This window comes from Vulcanibacillus modesticaldus, assembly GCF_001730235.1.
In the GTDB taxonomy this organism is placed as follows: Bacteria; Bacillota; Bacilli; order Tepidibacillales; family Tepidibacillaceae; genus Vulcanibacillus; species Vulcanibacillus modesticaldus.
In genome coordinates, this window is record NZ_MIJF01000067.1 from 41,014 (window position 1) to 59,324 (window position 18,311).

Genomic DNA, 18,311 nt, shown 5'->3' on the forward strand with positions numbered 1-18,311 from the left:
GTTATAATGGCGAACGAAGAAAAAGTAAAACAAAAAATAGATTTTAAAACTGGTAATGAAATGGCTGCATTATCAGTTGCACAAATCAATTTCCATTTGATGGGTTACTTTCCAATCACTCCATCTACTGAGATTGCTGAATTTCTAGATGAAATGAAAGCTCGTGGAGAGCATGATATTGTGATGGTTCCTGCTGATGGTGAGCATGGATCAGCTGGTATTAACTACGGTGCTTCAACAGGTGGAGGACGAGTATTCAACGCAACTAGTGCGAATGGTTTCCTATATATGTTAGAGCAATTACCTGTTCAATCAGGTACACGTTTTCCAATGGTTTTAGATTTAGTTACTCGTTCAGTTAGTGGTCCTTTAGATATTCGTGGTGACCATTCTGATCTTTACTATGCATTAAATACTGGTTGGCCAATTCTTGTAGCAAGAGATCCTCAAGCAGTATATGACTTCAACATCATTGCTACCCGTCTTGCAGAACATAAGGACGTCCGTTTACCAGTTATCGTAGCTTATGATGGATTCGTTACATCACACCAAAAGCGTAAAGTTAACTATTTTGAAGACCGTAAAATTGTTCAGGATTTCGTAGGGGATATGCCAGAAGGATTTATTAACTCTTTAGATCCAAAGAATCCTGTTACAATCGGTCCTTACATGAATGACCCTGACTATATCAACAACAAATATCAACAAGCTCTAGCTATGTATAATGCTAAAGAAGTGTTTGAACAATTAGCTGAAGAGTATAAAGAAATTTCTGGTCGTGAATATAAAGTATTAGACGAATACATGATGGAAGATGCTGAAGTAGCATTATTCTTATTAGCATCTGCTGCTGAAACTGCAAAAGACGTTGTAGATAAGCTTCGTGCTAAAGGAATTAAGGCTGGTGTTATTTCTCCAAATGTGATCCGTCCTTTCCCAGCTGAGGAAATCAGAAAATCCTTAAAGAACGTTAAGGCATTATTAATTGGTGAAAGAGCAGATTCCTATGGTGCAAATGGTGGTAACTTAACTCAAGAAGTTAAGGCTGCATTACAAGAAGATAAAGACAACAATACTATTGTATTAAGTCGTATCTTCTCTCTTGGTGGTAAAGACTTCTATGCTGATGAAGCTGAAGAATTCTTTAACTTAGCAATTGAAGCTGCTGAGAAAGGTTATGCAGAAGTTCCATTTGATTATTTTGGTGTACATCCAGGGGATCCTGATAAAGCACCAAAGCGTGTTTTAGAACCTGTTACAACTGAAGAATGGACTACTGGTTTAATTAAAGTTGAAAAAGATGAAACTACAGATAAGCTAAACGTTAAAATCCCTCCACTAAGAGCGTTAACTAAGAAACCGAAGCGTTTGGCACCAGGACATGGGGCTTGTCCAGGATGCGGTATTTATTCTGGATTAGAAACATTCTTCAAGGGTATTGAAGGAGATATTGTTGTATTATTCCATACTGGTTGTGGTATGGTTGTTACTACTGGATATCCTTATAGTGCTCATAAGGGTACTTATATCCATAACCTATTCCAAAACGGTGCAGCTACATTATCCGGTCTTGTAGAGATGTTCTGGGAGAAAAAACGCCGTGGAGAAATAGAAGTTAGTGATGACTTTACATTCATCATGGTTACTGGCGATGGTGGTATGGATATCGGAATGGGACCATCTATCGGTGCAGCATTACGTAACCACAAGATGATCATCGTTGAATATGATAACGAAGGTTATATGAACACTGGAAGTCAATTATCTTACTCTACACCAATTGGTCATATGACTTCTACATCTAATGTAGGTGAAAAACAAGGTGGTAAAGCATTCCATCATAAGGATACACCACAAATTATGGCAGCTACAAATATTCCTTATGTATTTACTGGATCTGAGGCGTTCCCTCAAGATTTAATCAAGAAAGCAGCTAAGGCGCAATGGTATGCTAAGAATGAAGGTTTAGCATATGGTAAAATCTTGATTAACTGTCCTCTAAACTGGAAGACAAAGGATCATCAAGGAAACGCAATTGTAGGTACAGCAGTTAATTCTTGCTTCTTCCCTCTTTATGAGGTTGAAAAAGGAATTACAAAAATCACCTATAATCCAGAAGAAAAAGGAAAGAGAGTTCCTGTCAGCGATTGGTTAGGTATGTTAGGAAAAACTAAACACCTATTAAAACCAGAATACGAAGCAACTCTTAAGTCCTTTGAAGAAGAAGTTGAACGTCGTTGGGCACGACTAAAAGCAAAACACGAAAATCCAATATTATAGTTTTTTAATAAAAAAACTCTCCATATACTCCAAAAAAAATAGACTGTCGGCAATTATTGCCAGCAGTCTATTTTTTTCTTTAGAATTAGATGAAGTAATAGAGTATAAATTGGTAGTTAATTCTCGATGATTACTTCTGTTGGTAGAACGAAGGTATAACCTTCTTCTACTAGAAAAGCGAGAATCTTATCTAAGGCATTAGCTGTTATTTCAATGTCGTGCATTAAGATATTTGAACCTGATATAACATTGTTTTTGATCTCTTCAACTACCTTTTCAGCTAATTCAGGTTTGACAATTTCCCAATCCCTTGATCCTAAAGACCAATTCATTCTTTGCATTTGTTCATTAGCTAAAATTTCTTTCGCATAGGGGTTCTTGGCCAAAGCACCATTTGGAGGTCGGAAATATTTTGGTCTTTCTCCAGTAATCTCTTCGACCAGATCACTAACTTTAATAATTTCATTTTTTGTATCCTCTTCATTGAGGTAATTTAAGTTTTCATGCCACCATGCATGATTTCCTATGATATGTCCTCGATTATAGATTTCTTTAACTAACTCTTTGTTTTTTACAGCATAGTGTCCGTTAATAAAAAAGATTGCTTTTGCTTGATATTTATCTAATATGTTAAGAATTCTAACAGTGTTTTCTCCACGTGGTGTATCATCAAAAGTTAAAAGAACTACCTTATTAGGATCGTCAGGATTAACTGGTTTTATAAAATAATTACGATTAACATAATATTTAATTTTTTGATTAGTAGTTCCGGATTGTTCTGTGTTGGACTGTTCTACTTTTGAACTATCTAAATGTTCGTCGACTGCATCAGTATTCTCTGTTTCATTAAGGTAAGTATTAGCGGGCTTTTCTTGAAGTTTTTCCGAACTCTCTTTTGGAATTGCTGTCGTAAGGTCTTCATTTACTTGATTGCTACTGCATCCCAATAATAAAGCTGAAATAAAGAAAACTAATATAAACGTGCGAATTAATTGTGCCATCGAGAATTCTCCCTTACCGTTTATTTATATTTTTAATATTAGCTTAAAAAAATATATTTTAAAACTATTGACTTATTGTTAAACTGTGGTTTATAATTTCATACAATGATGTTCCTCGTTAGCTCAGTCGGTAGAGCACTCGGCTGTTAACCGAGTTGTCGCAGGTTCGAGTCCTGCACGAGGAGCCATTTTTTTGCCTTGTAATACGTTCCATTTTTGGTGCGTTTTTTTTTGTATATAGACTTATTCGAATGCAAACATTATAGGTGATAAAGAACCTGTAAAATAGGAGCTGAAAAAAATGTTTCGAAACAGGCGAAGGAAAATGGGTAACATCTTTTTTTTAGGTGTTTTTTCTGGTATGGTTGGAACAACTTACTTGCTAAAATGGTTATTACAAAGCCAAAATTCTGGTGATCAACGTCGTCGAGAGTCAAGTCCAATTGAAAAGATGGACCAGGTTGAGAAGGAAGAGCTTTTCAACACATTTTTAAGTGAAAATGAAAGTGAAGAATTACACACTCAATAATAAATATTGGGTGTGTTTTTTTTAAGGCCAAAATATATAATTTCTAGATATTTTCAAATATATGATTTGTTGTTATAATAAAATTTAATCTTTTGTTACTTAGATAAATTGAACTTAGATAAGCATTTATTCATATTCTATAATATATTGGTGAAAGGAGGGCCTATCATGCGCGTTGAAAGATTAGGTCAAGATAAAATAAAAATATTTTTGACCTTTGACGATTTAAAAGATCGCGGGATAAACAAGGAAGATTTTTGGAAAGATGTACCTAAAGTGCATGATTTATTTAACGAAATTATGGAGCAAGCTTATGAGGAGTTAGGATTTGAACTTACAGGGCCCATCGCAGTTGAGATATTTGCTCTCCCAGCTCAAGGTATGGTTGTAATAGTTTCACGAGGTAAAAGCAATCTATTATTTGGCGAGGAATTAGAGGATGAATTATACGCTCTTGAAGTAACTTTAGAGGAGAGTGATTTCATCGTTTTCGCTTTTAATGACTTTGAGAATCTAGTTACAGCATCTAAGTTAGTAAATAAATATCTAGTTAATGGAGGGAAATTATACTTTTATAAAGAACACTATGTATTAGTGTTAGAACAATCTGATGTTAAAGATGGAGAAGTTGACAACTTAATTGCCCAACTATCCGAATTTGGGGAAGTATCCCCGATAACTGCAGCTGTATTAGAGGAGTACGGAAAATTAATTATTCCAAAAGATGCTACGAAAGAAATTGTGGTTCATTTTTCATAAAATTAAATTATCATAGCTATTCAATCAAATATTTATAGGGAGTGAATTTGTTGATTAATGTTGCAGTGATTTATGGAGGCAGGTCTAGAGAGAGGGAAGTTTCTCTTAAAAGTGGAAAAGGAATAGCAAAAGCATTACGGACTAAGGGATGTAATGTTAAAGAGATAGATTTTACATCAAAAGACTTCATCTCTGAATTAAATGGAATAGACGTTGTATATTTAGCTCTCCATGGTAGGTATGGTGAAGATGGTAGGATTCAAGGCGTTTTAGATATTTTAGATATACCTTATGTTGGTTCTGGTGTCTTAGCAAGCGCATTAGCGATGGATAAGGCTAAGGCAAAAATCATTTTTAAAAATGCTGGAATTAGGGTAGCAAAGGACAAATTAGTGTACAAAAAAGATAAAAGTGAAATAGATATAGAAAAATTAACCGCGGAATTTGAATTTCCGTTGGTTGTAAAACCGAATCAAGAAGGCTCAACTATTGGTCTTTCGATTGTAAAAACAAAAGGTGAATTAAATAAGGCAATTGATGATGCATTTTCTTATGATGATCAAATACTTATAGAAGAATTTATTGCTGGTAAAGAAGTAACTGTCGCTGTTTTAGAGACTGAGACTGAAATTAAAGCTTTGCCCATAATTGAAATCATTCCTAATAAGAATCAATACTATGATTATGAGTCTAAGTATGCCCCAGGTGGTAGTGAGCATATTATTCCTGCTCGAATAGATGATAAAACAACAGATTTACTTAAAGAATGGGCTATCAAAGCTCATCAAGCATTAGGTTGTGAAACTCTATCTCGTGTAGATTTCATCATTCCTAATGATAATTCTCTACCTGTAATTTTGGAAGTGAATACACTACCGGGAATGACTGAAACAAGCCTTTATCCTGATGCTGCTAGAGCGATTGGTCTAAGCTATGAAGATATCGTATACAAGCTTATCAAAATCACCCAAAACAAATATAAAAATAAACAATAATTATACTGCCATAATGGCAGTATAAATTTTTTGAAATCATTATAATTATTTAAAAAATTAGAAAATACAGATTAATAAAAAAGACCTTCTCACTCAATATAAACGGTGTTATACTAAACGTGAAAATATTATGAATTTTAAATTCACTTATTAGAGGTGGTAAATAATGGGACAAAACAAGGTGGTAACCGGTAAAAAAGATGAAATAGAAGAAAATCTTAACCCTTTACATGCAACTCAAATAGTTATTAAGGAAGCTTTAGAGAAATTGGGCTATCCTGAAGTTATGTTTGAGTTACTTAAGGAACCTTTAAGAATGTTAACGGTTCGTATACCTGTTAGGATGGATGATGGATCTGTGAAGGTGTTTACCGGTTATCGTGCCCAGCATAATGATGCTGTTGGACCTACGAAGGGCGGGGTTCGTTTTCATCCAGATGTCACAGAAGACGAAGTGAAAGCGCTTTCTATATGGATGAGTTTAAAATCTGGAATTGTAGATCTTCCGTATGGTGGAGGTAAAGGCGGAATTATTTGTGATCCGCGAGAAATGTCATTTAGAGAATTAGAGAGATTAAGTAGAGGATATGTTAGAGCAATAAGCCAAATAGTGGGACCTACAAAGGATATTCCGGCTCCCGACGTTTTTACCAATTCCCAAGTGATGGCATGGATGATGGATGAGTATAGTCGGATTCGTGAATTTGATTCTCCTGGATTCATTACGGGTAAACCCTTAGTTTTAGGTGGTTCTCATGGTAGAGAATCGGCTACTGCAAAAGGAGTTGCTCTAATGATTCGTGAAGCAGCTAAGAAAAAGGGTATCAATTTAGAAGGTGCCAAAGTTGTTGTTCAAGGTTTTGGTAATGCAGGAAGTTTTTTATCTAAATTCATGTATGACCTAGGTGCAAAAGTAATTGGAATTTCAGATGCTTATGGTGCATTATATGATGAAAATGGTTTAGATATTGACTATCTTCTAGATAGAAGAGACTCATTTGGAACAGTAACGAAACTTTTTAAAGATACCATTACAAATAAGGAACTTTTGGAATTAGAAACAGATATTTTAGTTCCTGCAGCGATAGAAAATCAGATTACTGCAGCAAATGCTCATAATATTAAAGCTAAAATAGTTGTTGAGGCAGCAAACGGCCCTACAACAATTGAGGCTACTAAGATATTAACTGAAAGAGGTATTTTAATCGTTCCTGACGTTTTAGCGAGTGCCGGTGGAGTTACTGTATCTTATTTTGAGTGGGTTCAAAACAATCAAGGATATTATTGGTCCGAAGACGAAGTCGAAAAGAAATTAGAAGAGGTAATGGTTAAAGCTTTTGAGAATGTTTATAATATCTCAAAAATTAGAAATGTTGACATGCGTTTAGCTGCTTACATGGTTGGAATCAGAAAGATGGCGGAGGCATCAAGGTTCCGAGGTTGGGTATAATCTATCATTATTTTATTATAATGTTACCCCTAATCAAAATTTGATTAGGGGTTTTTTGATACCCAAATACAATCTTTAACTAACGGTGAGTTAGGGTTTTTACTATGTTATTTATAATATTAAATATCGAATAATTGTTGAATTTTTTCACTATCTTTGACTAGATTTAGCGTGAGCATAAGTTTTATTCTTGCCTTTTGACCATTTAACCCATTGGAAAAGATTACCCCTAATTCTTTTAGTTGTTTTCCTCCACCTTCATAATCATAAATTCCATCTACAAACCCATTAAAACAGCGGGAAACTAATACTATAGCTACTCCTAATTCAATTCCTTTTTTTATACCATTAACCATTGCTGGAGGAAGATTCCCTTGACCAAGGGCTTCAATAACAATTCCCTTATATCCATTCTCAAGATATGTGTTGATGAGTAAATCATCCATCCCAGCAGCAGCTTTAATAAGGCCCACCTTATTTACCGGTGGAGTGAGAGGATAATTATCTCTGATTAATGGGGCATGAGAAAAACGAATCCCTCTCTTAGTAACAGTACCTATTGGTCCATTTTCAGGAGATTGGAAGGTGGCGATGTTACTTGTATGGGTTTTGGTTACATATCTTGCTGCGTGGATCTCATCATTAAATACAACCAAGACTCCTTTTCCTCTTGAACTATCATCTGCTGCAACTCTTACAGCATTAACTAAATTTAAAGGACCATCAGCTCCAAGCTCATTACTACTTCTCATAGCACCGGTTACTACAATTGGCTTATCATTGGAAATTAATAGATCTAAAAAATAAGCTGTTTCTTCTAAAGTGTCAGTACCATGTGTAATAACTATTCCTTTTACTTCATTATTTTCAAGATGTTTTTTAGTATGTAAAGCAAGGTCATACATTATCTCGGGAGTCATATGGGGGCTAGGAATATTTATAAAATGATCCATTTCCACATCGGCATGTTTATCTAAGTATGGAAGCATCCTATCGATAGTATCTTGATCAATTGGTTTAACGGATTTTGTTTTTAAATCTTCACTCATAGCTATTGTTCCACCAGTGGTAATGACTATTATTTTATCCATAATTACCTCCAATTTAGTTGATGTTATCCTTAATAACATGATACGATATTTAAATAATAGGTAAAAGGAGTAATTTTATGATTACTGTGATTAGTGGTGCTCTAGCCCCTAGTATAGCATTGCTAAGTTTTATTTATTTGAAAGATAAATATGAATTTGAGCCGTTAAAATTAATATTTAAGATGTTTATTATAGGTGCTATCTTAGTTTTTCCTGCGTATGTGTTAGAACGGATGTTTCAAGAGAGGTTTATTGAATATCAATGGTATGCATCTATTCTAAGTATAGCTATAATTGAAGAATTTTTGAAATGGTTTATATTATATTTTATGATGTACAAACACGTAGAATTTAATGAACCTTATGATGGAGTAGTCTATTCTGTTTCTGTAGCAATTGGCTTTGCTACTCTTGAAAATATTGGGTATTTAATCTTTAATAATGCTGCACCTACATTTATTTTATTAAGGGCGTTACTACCTGTATCTGGACATGCATTATTTGGAATAATCATGGGATATTTTTTGGGGTTGGCCAAGTTTAAGAATATAAAGCAGGAAAGACTATTTTTAATAATCTCGCTGATCCTTCCCGCGTTATTACATGGAGTGTATAATTTGATTTTATCGCAAAGATTTACCGAATGGTTTTATTTAATGTTGCCTTTTTTAGTTATCTTATGGTGGTATGGATTAAAGAAAATTAAATTAGCAAGTACACTCTCACCTTTTAGGGAAGATAAAATATCATAGGAAATTATCTGCTTGGCTATGACCAAGCTTTTTTTTTTGCATAATAAGGAAGGATTGAACTCAAACTAAATTTATCAATAGTTACACATTGCTGGTGTTAAGGAGTGATTGTGATGTTTAAATTCAGCTCTAGTGTGTTGATCACTATACTTGTCATAGCCCTGATCGGGACAGGCTATTTTGGATATCAAGAAAACCAAGAAAAGAATGCGATCTTAATAAAGGCAGAGAATCAATATCAAAGAGCGTTTCATAATCTAAATTTCCATCTAAATAAATTACAAGAAGAATTGGGGAAAGCTTTAGCTGTAAACTCTAGTAAGCAAATTTCAGCATCATTAGCGAATGTATGGCGATTAGCCTATTCAGCTCAGTCTGATCTGGGACAATTGCCGCTAGTTTTATTACCATTTAGTAAAACTGAAGAATTTCTATCTAAAATTGCCGATTTTTCCTATCGAATCTTAATTAGAGATATGAATAATGAACCTATAACTGAAAAGGAATATAAAACATTAAAGTTTTTGTATCAAAGTTCTAAGGAAATCAAGAGTGAATTACAGAATGTGCAGGAAAAGGTAATAGACAATCAATTGAGGTGGATGGATGTTGAACTAGCATTAGCACAAGAAGATAAGAAAATGGATAACACTATTATTGATGGCTTTAAGACCATTGATAAAAGGGTAGAAGAGTTTCCAGAAACTGATTGGGGACCAGGCCTTAATTTAACTAAAAATAGTGAGGATAAGGGAAGTAGGTTAAAAGGAAAAACTATTACAAAAGATGAGGCTAAGAAAATAGCAATTGCTTTTTTGAAGATTAAACCTGATGTTAAGATAGATGTCGAAACTAATGGAAAAGGTGCGGATTTCCCAAAATTCAGCGTTCAAGTACAAGGGAAAACATCGGCATATTTGGAGATAACCAAAGTTGGTGGAAATGTTGTTTGGATGATAAAGAATAGGGAGATAAAGAAAAAGGTTTTATCAGCAGATCAGGGTGTGGAAAAAGCAGAGATCTTTTTAAAGAATCATCAGTATAAAGATATGATTCCTGTTACAATCGATGAGTATGATAATTCATTAATAATCAATTATGTTTGCCAAGATAATAATGTCGTAATCTATCCCGATAAGGTAAGTATTAAAGTCGCTTTGGATAATGGTGAAGTTGTTGGTTTTCAATCGACTGATTATATCTTTAATCATAAAAAAAGAGAAATACCATCTCCAAAAATTTCTAAGGATGAGGTGCTTGATTACGTAAATCCCAATTTAAAAGTTACATCGATCAGACTTGCAGTTATTAACAATATTGACGATATTGAGGTTCTTACATACGAGGTAATGGGTGAGTTGGATGAAAATGTTTATCGAATTTATATAAATGCTGAAAATGGAAATGAAGAAGGAGTTCAAATGTCTACTAGTTAATAGCTAACTTTGATAAAATCATCCGAAAGGATGATTTTATTGCTATAATAATACCTGGTAATCGAATTTGACTGGTGAAAGGGATTAAGACAATGAAATATGATGTTATAGTAGTAGGTGGCGGTCCAGCGGGAATTCTAGCTGCTATTGGAGCAAAAAGAGATAATGTTAATGTCTTATTGATTGAAAAAAATAAAAAATTAGGTAAGAAAATTTTAATTTCCGGTGGAGGACGTTGTAACTTTTCCAATATCTCTAATGTCGATAAAATCATATCCAATATACCGGGAAATGGCAAATTCCTTTATAGTATTTTTAATCAATTTTCTAATTTTGATTTAATAAACTTTTTTGAAGAAGAGTTAGGAATTAGAGCTAAAGTGGAGGATTATGGTAGAGTTTTTCCGGATTCAGACGATGCAAGAACTATTGTAGAAGCTTTAAAAAAATATTTAATGAATATAGGCGTACAAATAATGTATGAAAGTACAGTAAAAGAGGTTTTAACAGAAAAAAATAAGATTATCGGTGTCCAATTAAATGATAATAGGATCATTGAAGCTAAAGCTGTTGTATTAGCGGTTGGTGGTATCTCGTATCCAGGAACGGGTTCAACCGGTGATGGCTATATAATAGCAGAGAAGTTAGGACATAAAATTAATGATCTTTTTCCAAGCTCAGTACCATTAAACAGTGATGAAAAAATTATAAGGGAAAAATTATTACAAGGAATATCGTTAAGAGATGTAGAATTATCCTTATATGACCTTAAAGGCAAACGGATTATAACAGAGGTAGGAGATATGATTTTTACTCATTTTGGTATTTCAGGGCCTGTCGTGTTCAGAATTAGTCGCTACGTTTCACTTACTCAAAGAAAATTAGGAAACGTACCGTTAAAAGTAGTAATCGATTTATTTCCTTCTAAAAATGATCAACAACTTTTCAATATTATTGCTGAATTAATTAATGAAAATCCTAATAAGATCATAGCCAACGGTTTAAATAGATTGTTACCGGAAAAATTGATAAAAGTAATTTTACAAAAACTAAATATAAACCAAAAGAAGATGAAAGAGTTACATAAGAAAGATATTAATAAATTGACTTACATTCTTAAAAACTTCTCAATACAAGTAACAGGGACAAGGTCATTAAGTGAAGCAATCGTAACTGGAGGGGGAGTCAATATAAAAGAGGTTAATCCAAAAACCCTGGAATCAAAACTAGTTGAAGGATTGTATTTTGCTGGGGAGTTATTGGATATAGACGGCTATACAGGGGGTTACAATATTCAAGCAGCATTTTCATCAGGATATGTTGCTGGGAAATCAGTAGGATTCTATAGCCTTAAACAATAGTATATTAAATATACATGGAAAGGGTGAGGGGATTGTTACCTAATATTAATCAGCTGATAGAGATTAGTTTGGGTGATGGAGAAAAATTTTTATATAAATCTAGAGTAGCGGACGTTTTGCAAGAAGAGATTAACATTGAATTACCAATAAATAAAGAGACAGGAAAGATTAAACTTGTTCCTCCTGGAGAAGAAATAGAGGTAATATATTTTTCTAATGATCAAGGACAGATTTTATTTAATACAAAGGTGATCGGGATCAAAAGGGAGCAGATCCCGTTGTTATCAATTGAGCTCCCAAAAGATTATAAAAGAATCCAAAGAAGGAACTTTTTACGTGTACCCGCTTCAATAGAAACATCATATAAAATAATTGGAGAAGGACAGCGGGAGTGGAATATTGTAAGAACAATAGACATTAGCGGAGGCGGTTTGCAATTTGTTGCACCAGATTCAAAAAAAATTAATTTAGAACAAGAAATAATAGGGTGGTTAGTAGTTCCCTTCAACAATGGGTTGATAGAACATATTAAATATCAAGGAAAAATAGTAAGAATTCATCGTCCAAATGAAGAGGTTAATGTTAATTGGGTTTCTATAAAATTTACTCAAATTCAAGAAAACATGAGAGCTAAATTAATAAGATTTTGTTATGAAAAACAAGTAGAATTAAAGAAAAAGGGTGTAATAGATAGTTAGTATACATAGTCTATAAATGGTAAAACATAGATAACGGGAGGGATATTATGGAATATCGCAAACGTTATTTACCATTTGAAGATCGTTTTGTAAAGTTTTCAACTTTTATAGAAAGAATTATTTGGAGGTTATTATTACTATTTCTTATTCTGTTAATAGTATCCCAAATAATATTATCTTTTGATGAGATAAGGAGATTTTTGGTGCCTGTAGAACGGATCGAAGGAACAATGGAATATTTAAGGGTTTTAAATTGATTCTAATGATAGGTTATGTTAGAATTTCTATATACTATAAATTTTTATACTCTTGAAAATTTTATCTATTGGTATGTTGTCTGTGGAATAATTTTTTGGTATATGAAAGTAAATATTAAAAAATACATTAAATAGAGCAGGCATCTGCCTGCTTTTTTAAATAGATAGATATTTAGTTGATACAGATTTTTGGAGGAAGAAGGATGAAGACAATAAAAATAGCTATTGATGGTCCTGCAGGGGCGGGAAAAAGCACAGTCGCAAAACTTGTGGCTAGAGAATTAGGGTATCTTTACATAGACACTGGAGCCATGTATCGTGCTCTAACATATATGGCATTAAAAGAAGGAATAGATTTAAATGATGAACAAGAACTAAATAAATATTTAATGAATCACTCGATTCAATTGATAAATGATGGAGTGATTCAAAAGGTTGAGATTGATGGAGAAGATGTAACTGATTTGATTAGAACGCCAGAGGTGAACAAGAATGTTTCTTTAGTTGCGTCACATCCAGAGGTCAGAAAAACGATGGTAAAAATTCAACAAGACCTATCCAAAGACCAAAGCGTTGTGATGGACGGTAGAGATATCGGTACTTATGTGTTACCAAATGCCGAATTGAAAATATATTTAACGGCTTCAATCAATGAAAGGGCGAAAAGAAGATATGAAGAGTTAATAAAAAAGGGTTTTCAAGCTAATCTAGAAGAGATTATTGAAGATATTTCTTTACGTGATAAAAGAGATAAAGAGAGGGCTACTGCCCCATTAAAACAGGCAGATGATGCTATATTAATCGACACGTCTTCCCTTTCAATTGAAGAAGTTGTTGAGAAGATAATGAAATTAGTCCATGAGAGAACGGGAGGAGAGACCTAGAGTGAACCTGTATTTTTTTGCTAGAAAAATTGTAAGGGGTTACTTCAAATTATTTTTTAAGTGGGAAGTAAATGGGGCAGGGAATGTTCCCAATGATGGCTCTGTAATCTTGGTTGCCAATCATATAAGTAATTATGATCCTTTAGCATTAGGATGTGCAGTGGAAAGACAGGTACATTTTATGGCTAAAGAGGAACTATTTAAAATTCCGTTAGTCGGCAAAATTATTTATAAATTTGGGGCATTTCCCATTAAAAGAGGTAAAAGTGATCGAAAAGCGATAAAGAAAGGATTAGAGATTCTAAATCAGGGTAAAATATTAGGTATTTTTCCTGAAGGTACACGAAGTAAGACTGGAGAATTAGGAAAGGGTTTACCTGGAGCCACTCTATTCGCCCTAAAGTCAGAGGCTGTGGTAGTTCCGGTTGGTATTGTTTCTAGTTATAGAATGTTTGCCCCGATAAAAATCAATATCGGTCGACCAATTTCTTTGGATAATTATAAAAAAGATAAGATAAGTTCTGATGATTTGGCAAATGCAACGGAGTTTATCATGGAGCAAATAAACGTCCAGATAAAAGAGTTAAAGGAAATGAAGAATTGAGAGAAAGATGGAAATTATTGCTTATATTTTTAGTTATTTTACCATTGTGATTTTGTTATTACATTTTACCCGATTAGTAGCTTTAAGAGCGCTTAAAAAAAATTACACTCTTAAAGAAATTAAATTAATCGTATGGAATTATTTAATAGGTTTTATAATAACGTTAACGATATTTACCATTTTTATCTTTCTTTATCATTTTGGTGTAATTTTTTCTGCTACATTACTTTATTTATCATTAATTTTTGGAACGCTTTGGTTACTTGGTATATTTTATTTGATCATTAAATTGTTTTAAGGATCTGGCTTTTTTACTCAAACCTATCATGGTGTGGGTATCATATATTTTTATTCTTAAACAACTTTTGGATTATAAGGAGGAATGGTTATGGCTGAGGAAATGAATGCGGGAATGGCTGATATCGAACCACTAAAGAAGGGTGATATCGTTAAGGGGAAAATAACAAAAATCGAAGAGAATCAGGCTTTAGTTGATGTAGGATATAAATTCGATGGAATTATTCCAATTGGGGAAGTTTCCAACCTACATATTGAGACAGTTGGAGATGCCTTAAAAGTTGGAGATGAAGTAGAACTGAAAGTGTTACGAATTAATGATGAGGAAGAAAAACTCATCCTTTCCAAAAGAGCTGTAGATAGTGAGAAAGCCTGGGATGTTTTACAACAACGTTTAGAGTCTGGAGAAGTATTTGAAGTAACTGTTGCTGAAGTAGTTAAAGGTGGCTTAGTAGTTGATGTGGGTGTACGTGGCTTCATCCCCGCTTCACTAGTTGAAAGACATTATGTCGAAGATTTTTCAGATTATAAAGGTAAGACATTACGAGTAAAAGTTATTGAGTTAGATAAAGACAAGAATAAAGTGATTTTGTCCCAGAAGGTAGTTCTTGATGAGGAAGAAGAAAAACGTAAACAGGATGTTTTAACAAAACTTGCTCCCGGGGATGTAAAAGAAGGCACTGTTCAAAGACTAACAGATTTTGGTGCATTTGTTGATATTGGAGGAATTGATGGTTTAGTTCATATTTCCGAAATTTCATGGGAAAGGGTAGAAAAACCTTCTGATGTATTAAAAGAAGGAGATAAAGTTAAGGTAAAAGTGTTAAGAGTTGATCCAGTAAATCAGAGAGTTAGTCTAAGTATTAAAGATACATTACCTGGTCCATGGGATAAAGCAAGGGAAATGTTTGAAGTTGGAAAAATTTATACAGGAGTCGTTAGAAGACTTGTTAGTTTTGGTGCTTTTGTTGAATTAATTCCAAATGTGGAGGGATTAGTACATATATCCCAAATCTCTCACAAACATGTAGGTCAGCCAAGTGAAGTGCTTGAAGTTGGACAAGAGGTTAAAGTAAAAGTTTTAGATATTGATGTGGATTCTGAACGAATCAGTTTAAGTATCCGTGATGCTGAAGAAAAAGAAGAAATCGACGAAGTAAGTGAACAATATATTGATTCTACACAAGGCTTAAATATAACTTTAGGCGATGTTTTCGGAGATAAATTAAAGAAGTTAAAATAAATAATTATAGTGAGGACAATTATGAGCAGAGCTTCAAGAAAACTAGAACATATGAAATTAGCTCTTGAAATTGGTCAATCTGATACCCACGATTTTCAAAATGTTCATTTTGTTCACCAAGCTTTACCAGAAGTTTCTTTTGATGAAACCTCTATTAATTCAACTATCGGCGAGCTACACCTGGGTTCGCCGATTATTATTAATGCGATGACCGGTGGAGCACATGAGACAACAAAGATAAATGAACAACTAGCTATAGTTGCTAGGGATACAGGGGTAGCTTTGGCTGTTGGGTCGCAAATGTCTGCTATTAAAAATAAAGAATTTATCCCATCTTACCAAGTGGTAAGAAAAATCAATCCTGATGGTGTTATTTTTGCTAATATAGGTGCTGAAGCTGATATTGAACAAGCAAAAATAGCGGTTGAAATGATCGAGGCTAACGCTTTACAAATACATTTGAATGTAATTCAAGAGCTGATTATGCCTGAAGGCGACCGAGACTTTAGAGGAACGATAGAGCGACTTCAAGCAATAAATGATGCGATTGATGTTCCGATAATCGTTAAGGAAGTTGGTTTTGGTATTTCAAGAGAGACTGCAAAGACATTAAAAGAGATTGGGATAACAATAATTGATGTTGGTGGTAAAGGTGGAACAAGTTTTGCTAGGATAGAAAACGAAAGAAGAATTAAACCCCTTTCTTTATTTGATGACTGGGGCATTTCTACCGCAGCAAGCATTCTTGAAGTTAGTAAATATGAAAATATTGAGATCATTGCAACGGGAGGTATCAAGGATAGCCTTAATATCGCTAAAGCTATAGCTTTAGGTGCTAAAGCAATTGGATTGGCAGGCGTTGTGTTAAATAAATTAGTCACAAATGGTCTAGATGACACCATAGAATATATTGAGGAAATAAATCAAGAATTGCGGCTTATTATGACCGGCTTAGGTGTTTCAAATATTATGGACCTACAAAGAGTTCCGATGGTAATTTTAAGAGATTTAAAGGATTGGTGTGAGCTAAGAGGGATAGACATATCATCTATAGCAAGAAGGAAATTGTAACCCCAAATTTTATATTTGGGGTTTTTTTCATGGCAAAAAAAGCAATAATATAAATGTTATCCCAAGTTCAGAAAGAAGGTGTCTATTATCAACGATGGTGCTATATCTATAATCATCCAAATCATTCTAAGTATTTTAATAATTACTGATTGGTTTAGCTCTACAATTTTTGAGTTAGGGGTAAAAAAAAGAGTTGTCTTATATATTATGGCAGGATTGTTAATGATTTTTATAAGCTTTCCTCTGAGATCAAATTGGGAAATTAACTTAGGTGGGTTTGTATTACCGATTATAGGATACCTATTCATCTTATTTAAACGTGTATCTAGTAAAGATAAAATTCAGGTATTAACTGCTACATTATTATTAGCTTCTTCATATTTTCTATTAAAAGAATTAATTCTTTTAGAACCAATTATCCTATTCATGAAAGAATCATATCAAATATCGATATTACTCAGTATTTTGGTCATATTAATTGCTTCAAAGCAAGTACATAGGTTTGCTCTGATATTAGGTGGGATTACTTTTGGAGAGTTCATATTTAATTTCCGTCACCAAGAGCTATTGTATCGTGTTGTAGTTGGTGATGGGGAAGCTAGGGATGTTTTATGGATTTCGCTTTTAATAGTGTTAATTTTAGATAATCTCATTATTGACGTGAAAAATTGGTTTAAGAAGAAATCTAAATTAACTATTACATTAAGGATAAGGTGAGTAGATGTTGAATGACAATATGATTCCTGTATTATTAGGAGTAATATTCGGATTTTCTAATCGTTTGATTATGTTAAGAACAGATTACAGACAGTATCCTACTTATCAACATGGGAAAATGATTCATCTTTCGTTAGGATTTATTGCTGCTGCACTAGGCGCTGTTGCTGTGCCAGCATTGATGGAGGAAGACTATACCGCAATAACATTTTTAGTAGTTGCTGCCCAACAGTTTAGAGACGTAAGGAATATGGAAAGAGAAACCCTATCCAAATTGGATCAATTAGAGTTAGTGAAGAGGGGTACTACATATATAGAAGGTATTGCTATGGTTTTTGAAAGTAGAAATTATTTGGTTATGTTTGCTGCTTTTTTTACCTCAATGGTGACAGTTTTTTCTGATTGGAAGATTGGAATATTAGCTGGGATAGTTAGTTATTTTGTCAGTAAAAAATTTATGGCAGGAAGTAATCTTAAACATATAGCGGATATTGTTGAAGGCGAAGTGCGATTAGATGGTCCCCACTTGTATGTCGATGACATCTATATTATGAATATAGGTTTGAATACTAATCAGGAATTGATTATGAAGCATGGTATGGGACTGATAATAAAGCCCAAAGACCAAAACAGCATAGTCACTTTAGCGAATTTGGGTCAACGTCAAGCAATACTTCATAATTTATCGATTATTATGGGAGTTTATCGTGATTCTGGAGAACCTGCATTAGTCCCCCTCTCAAAAAGGGATTTAAACGACGGTAGGTTAGGTGTGTTTTTTTTGCCACAAGTTAAAGATATAAAAAAAGCGATTGAGGTGGCAGAACTAGTTCCAGTATTAGAAAATGCAATCCGTTTACCATCTGAATCTGATGCTAATAAATAG

At 33.6% G+C, this 18,311-nt stretch carries 18 protein-coding genes and 1 tRNA gene; 17 read left to right on the plus strand and 2 right to left on the minus strand.

Features of this window, described 5'->3' with window-relative positions; all coding sequences use genetic code 11:
• The first annotated feature begins 6 nt into the window (after window positions 1-6).
• Complete coding sequence (locus BHF71_RS09925; protein WP_069657482.1) at window positions 7-2,280, plus strand: thiamine pyrophosphate-dependent enzyme; 2,274 nt, start codon at window positions 7-9, stop codon at window positions 2,278-2,280.
• Window positions 2,281-2,396: 116 nt separating this feature from the next.
• Here BHF71_RS09925 and BHF71_RS09930 read toward each other — a convergent pair whose 3' ends face one another.
• Window positions 2,397-3,281: a polysaccharide deacetylase family protein gene (locus BHF71_RS09930; protein WP_069657483.1), complete on the minus strand. Its 885-nt coding sequence runs from the start codon at window positions 3,279-3,281 to the stop codon at window positions 2,397-2,399.
• A gap of 112 nt (window positions 3,282-3,393) precedes the next feature.
• On the opposite strand from BHF71_RS09930, the gene BHF71_RS09935 reads away from it, so the two are divergent.
• The 5 genes from BHF71_RS09935 to BHF71_RS09955 all read left to right on the plus strand — a co-directional run bounded on the left by BHF71_RS09935 (window position 3,394) and on the right by BHF71_RS09955 (window position 7,014).
• A tRNA-Asn gene (locus tag BHF71_RS09935) sits at window positions 3,394-3,469 on the plus strand.
• A gap of 113 nt (window positions 3,470-3,582) precedes the next feature.
• Window positions 3,583-3,810, plus strand: coding sequence for a hypothetical protein (locus BHF71_RS09940; protein ID WP_069657484.1), 228 nt, complete (start codon window positions 3,583-3,585; stop codon window positions 3,808-3,810).
• A gap of 168 nt (window positions 3,811-3,978) precedes the next feature.
• Window positions 3,979-4,569 (plus strand): genetic competence negative regulator, encoded by a 591-nt coding sequence (locus BHF71_RS09945; protein WP_069657485.1) that lies wholly within the window; start codon window positions 3,979-3,981, stop codon window positions 4,567-4,569.
• Window positions 4,570-4,619: 50 nt separating this feature from the next.
• Window positions 4,620-5,564: a D-alanine--D-alanine ligase family protein gene (locus BHF71_RS09950; protein WP_342668093.1), complete on the plus strand. Its 945-nt coding sequence runs from the start codon at window positions 4,620-4,622 to the stop codon at window positions 5,562-5,564.
• Window positions 5,565-5,730: 166 nt separating this feature from the next.
• Window positions 5,731-7,014 carry a Glu/Leu/Phe/Val family dehydrogenase gene (locus BHF71_RS09955; RefSeq protein WP_069657486.1) on the plus strand — a complete coding sequence of 428 codons (1,284 nt, stop codon included), beginning with the start codon at window positions 5,731-5,733 and terminating at the stop codon, window positions 7,012-7,014.
• A gap of 119 nt (window positions 7,015-7,133) precedes the next feature.
• Here the strand turns inward: BHF71_RS09955 and BHF71_RS09960 are convergent, their stop codons facing one another.
• The gene (locus BHF71_RS09960; RefSeq protein ID WP_069657487.1) at window positions 7,134-8,105 is read right to left on the minus strand and encodes an asparaginase; all 972 of its coding nucleotides are present in this window, start codon (window positions 8,103-8,105) and stop codon (window positions 7,134-7,136) included.
• Window positions 8,106-8,182: 77 nt separating this feature from the next.
• On the opposite strand from BHF71_RS09960, the gene prsW reads away from it, so the two are divergent.
• The 11 genes from prsW (at window position 8,183) to BHF71_RS10020 (ending at window position 18,311) form a co-directional block, all read left to right on the plus strand.
• Window positions 8,183-8,857, plus strand: coding sequence for a glutamic-type intramembrane protease PrsW (gene prsW, locus BHF71_RS09965; protein WP_069657488.1), 675 nt, complete (start codon window positions 8,183-8,185; stop codon window positions 8,855-8,857).
• Window positions 8,858-8,970: 113 nt separating this feature from the next.
• Window positions 8,971-10,293, plus strand: coding sequence for a germination protein YpeB (gene ypeB, locus BHF71_RS09970; protein ID WP_176717353.1), 1,323 nt, complete (start codon window positions 8,971-8,973; stop codon window positions 10,291-10,293).
• Between the two features lie 92 nt (window positions 10,294-10,385).
• Entirely contained in the window at window positions 10,386-11,654 is a 1,269-nt protein-coding gene (locus BHF71_RS09975; RefSeq protein WP_069657490.1) for a BaiN/RdsA family NAD(P)/FAD-dependent oxidoreductase, read from the plus strand.
• 32 nt (window positions 11,655-11,686) lie between these two features.
• Window positions 11,687-12,352, plus strand: a complete 666-nt coding sequence (locus tag BHF71_RS09980) for a flagellar brake protein (protein WP_069657491.1) — start codon at window positions 11,687-11,689, stop codon at window positions 12,350-12,352.
• 47 nt (window positions 12,353-12,399) lie between these two features.
• The gene (locus BHF71_RS09985) at window positions 12,400-12,609 is read left to right on the plus strand and encodes a DUF5359 family protein (RefSeq protein WP_069657492.1); all 210 of its coding nucleotides are present in this window, start codon (window positions 12,400-12,402) and stop codon (window positions 12,607-12,609) included.
• 203 nt (window positions 12,610-12,812) lie between these two features.
• On the plus strand, window positions 12,813-13,493 hold the full coding sequence (gene cmk / locus BHF71_RS09990) for a (d)CMP kinase (protein ID WP_069657493.1): 681 nt from the start codon (window positions 12,813-12,815) through the stop codon (window positions 13,491-13,493).
• A gap of 1 nt (window position 13,494) precedes the next feature.
• Window positions 13,495-14,097, plus strand: coding sequence for a lysophospholipid acyltransferase family protein (locus tag BHF71_RS09995; RefSeq protein WP_069657494.1), 603 nt, complete (start codon window positions 13,495-13,497; stop codon window positions 14,095-14,097).
• A 388-nt stretch (window positions 14,098-14,485) separates the two neighbouring features.
• Window positions 14,486-15,637 carry a 30S ribosomal protein S1 gene (gene rpsA / locus BHF71_RS10005; RefSeq protein WP_069657496.1) on the plus strand — a complete coding sequence of 384 codons (1,152 nt, stop codon included), beginning with the start codon at window positions 14,486-14,488 and terminating at the stop codon, window positions 15,635-15,637.
• A gap of 21 nt (window positions 15,638-15,658) precedes the next feature.
• Window positions 15,659-16,708 carry a type 2 isopentenyl-diphosphate Delta-isomerase gene (gene fni, locus BHF71_RS10010; RefSeq protein ID WP_069657497.1) on the plus strand — a complete coding sequence of 350 codons (1,050 nt, stop codon included), beginning with the start codon at window positions 15,659-15,661 and terminating at the stop codon, window positions 16,706-16,708.
• A gap of 78 nt (window positions 16,709-16,786) precedes the next feature.
• The gene (locus BHF71_RS10015; protein ID WP_069657498.1) at window positions 16,787-17,425 is read left to right on the plus strand and encodes a YphA family membrane protein; all 639 of its coding nucleotides are present in this window, start codon (window positions 16,787-16,789) and stop codon (window positions 17,423-17,425) included.
• Between the two features lie 4 nt (window positions 17,426-17,429).
• Complete coding sequence (locus BHF71_RS10020; protein WP_069657499.1) at window positions 17,430-18,311, plus strand: YIEGIA family protein; 882 nt, start codon at window positions 17,430-17,432, stop codon at window positions 18,309-18,311.

Bases quoted from the DNA above. Each gene is read 5' to 3' on its own strand.
- prsW (WP_069657488.1), top strand. From the start codon at position 8,183: ATGATTACTGTGATTAGTGGTGCTCTAGCCCCTAGTATAGCATTGCTA.
- BHF71_RS10020 (WP_069657499.1), top strand. From the start codon at position 17,430: ATGTTGAATGACAATATGATTCCTGTATTATTAGGAGTAATATTCGGA.
- rpsA (WP_069657496.1), top strand. From the start codon at position 14,486: ATGGCTGAGGAAATGAATGCGGGAATGGCTGATATCGAACCACTAAAG.
- cmk (WP_069657493.1), top strand. From the start codon at position 12,813: ATGAAGACAATAAAAATAGCTATTGATGGTCCTGCAGGGGCGGGAAAA.
- BHF71_RS09960 (WP_069657487.1), bottom strand. From the start codon at position 8,105: ATGGATAAAATAATAGTCATTACCACTGGTGGAACAATAGCTATGAGT.
- ypeB (WP_176717353.1), top strand. From the start codon at position 8,971: ATGTTTAAATTCAGCTCTAGTGTGTTGATCACTATACTTGTCATAGCC.
- BHF71_RS09945 (WP_069657485.1), top strand. From the start codon at position 3,979: ATGCGCGTTGAAAGATTAGGTCAAGATAAAATAAAAATATTTTTGACC.
- BHF71_RS09930 (WP_069657483.1), bottom strand. From the start codon at position 3,281: ATGGCACAATTAATTCGCACGTTTATATTAGTTTTCTTTATTTCAGCT.
- BHF71_RS09975 (WP_069657490.1), top strand. From the start codon at position 10,386: ATGAAATATGATGTTATAGTAGTAGGTGGCGGTCCAGCGGGAATTCTA.
- BHF71_RS09955 (WP_069657486.1), top strand. From the start codon at position 5,731: ATGGGACAAAACAAGGTGGTAACCGGTAAAAAAGATGAAATAGAAGAA.
- fni (WP_069657497.1), top strand. From the start codon at position 15,659: ATGAGCAGAGCTTCAAGAAAACTAGAACATATGAAATTAGCTCTTGAA.
- BHF71_RS09925 (WP_069657482.1), top strand. From the start codon at position 7: ATGGCGAACGAAGAAAAAGTAAAACAAAAAATAGATTTTAAAACTGGT.
- BHF71_RS09985 (WP_069657492.1), top strand. From the start codon at position 12,400: ATGGAATATCGCAAACGTTATTTACCATTTGAAGATCGTTTTGTAAAG.
- BHF71_RS09940 (WP_069657484.1), top strand. From the start codon at position 3,583: ATGTTTCGAAACAGGCGAAGGAAAATGGGTAACATCTTTTTTTTAGGT.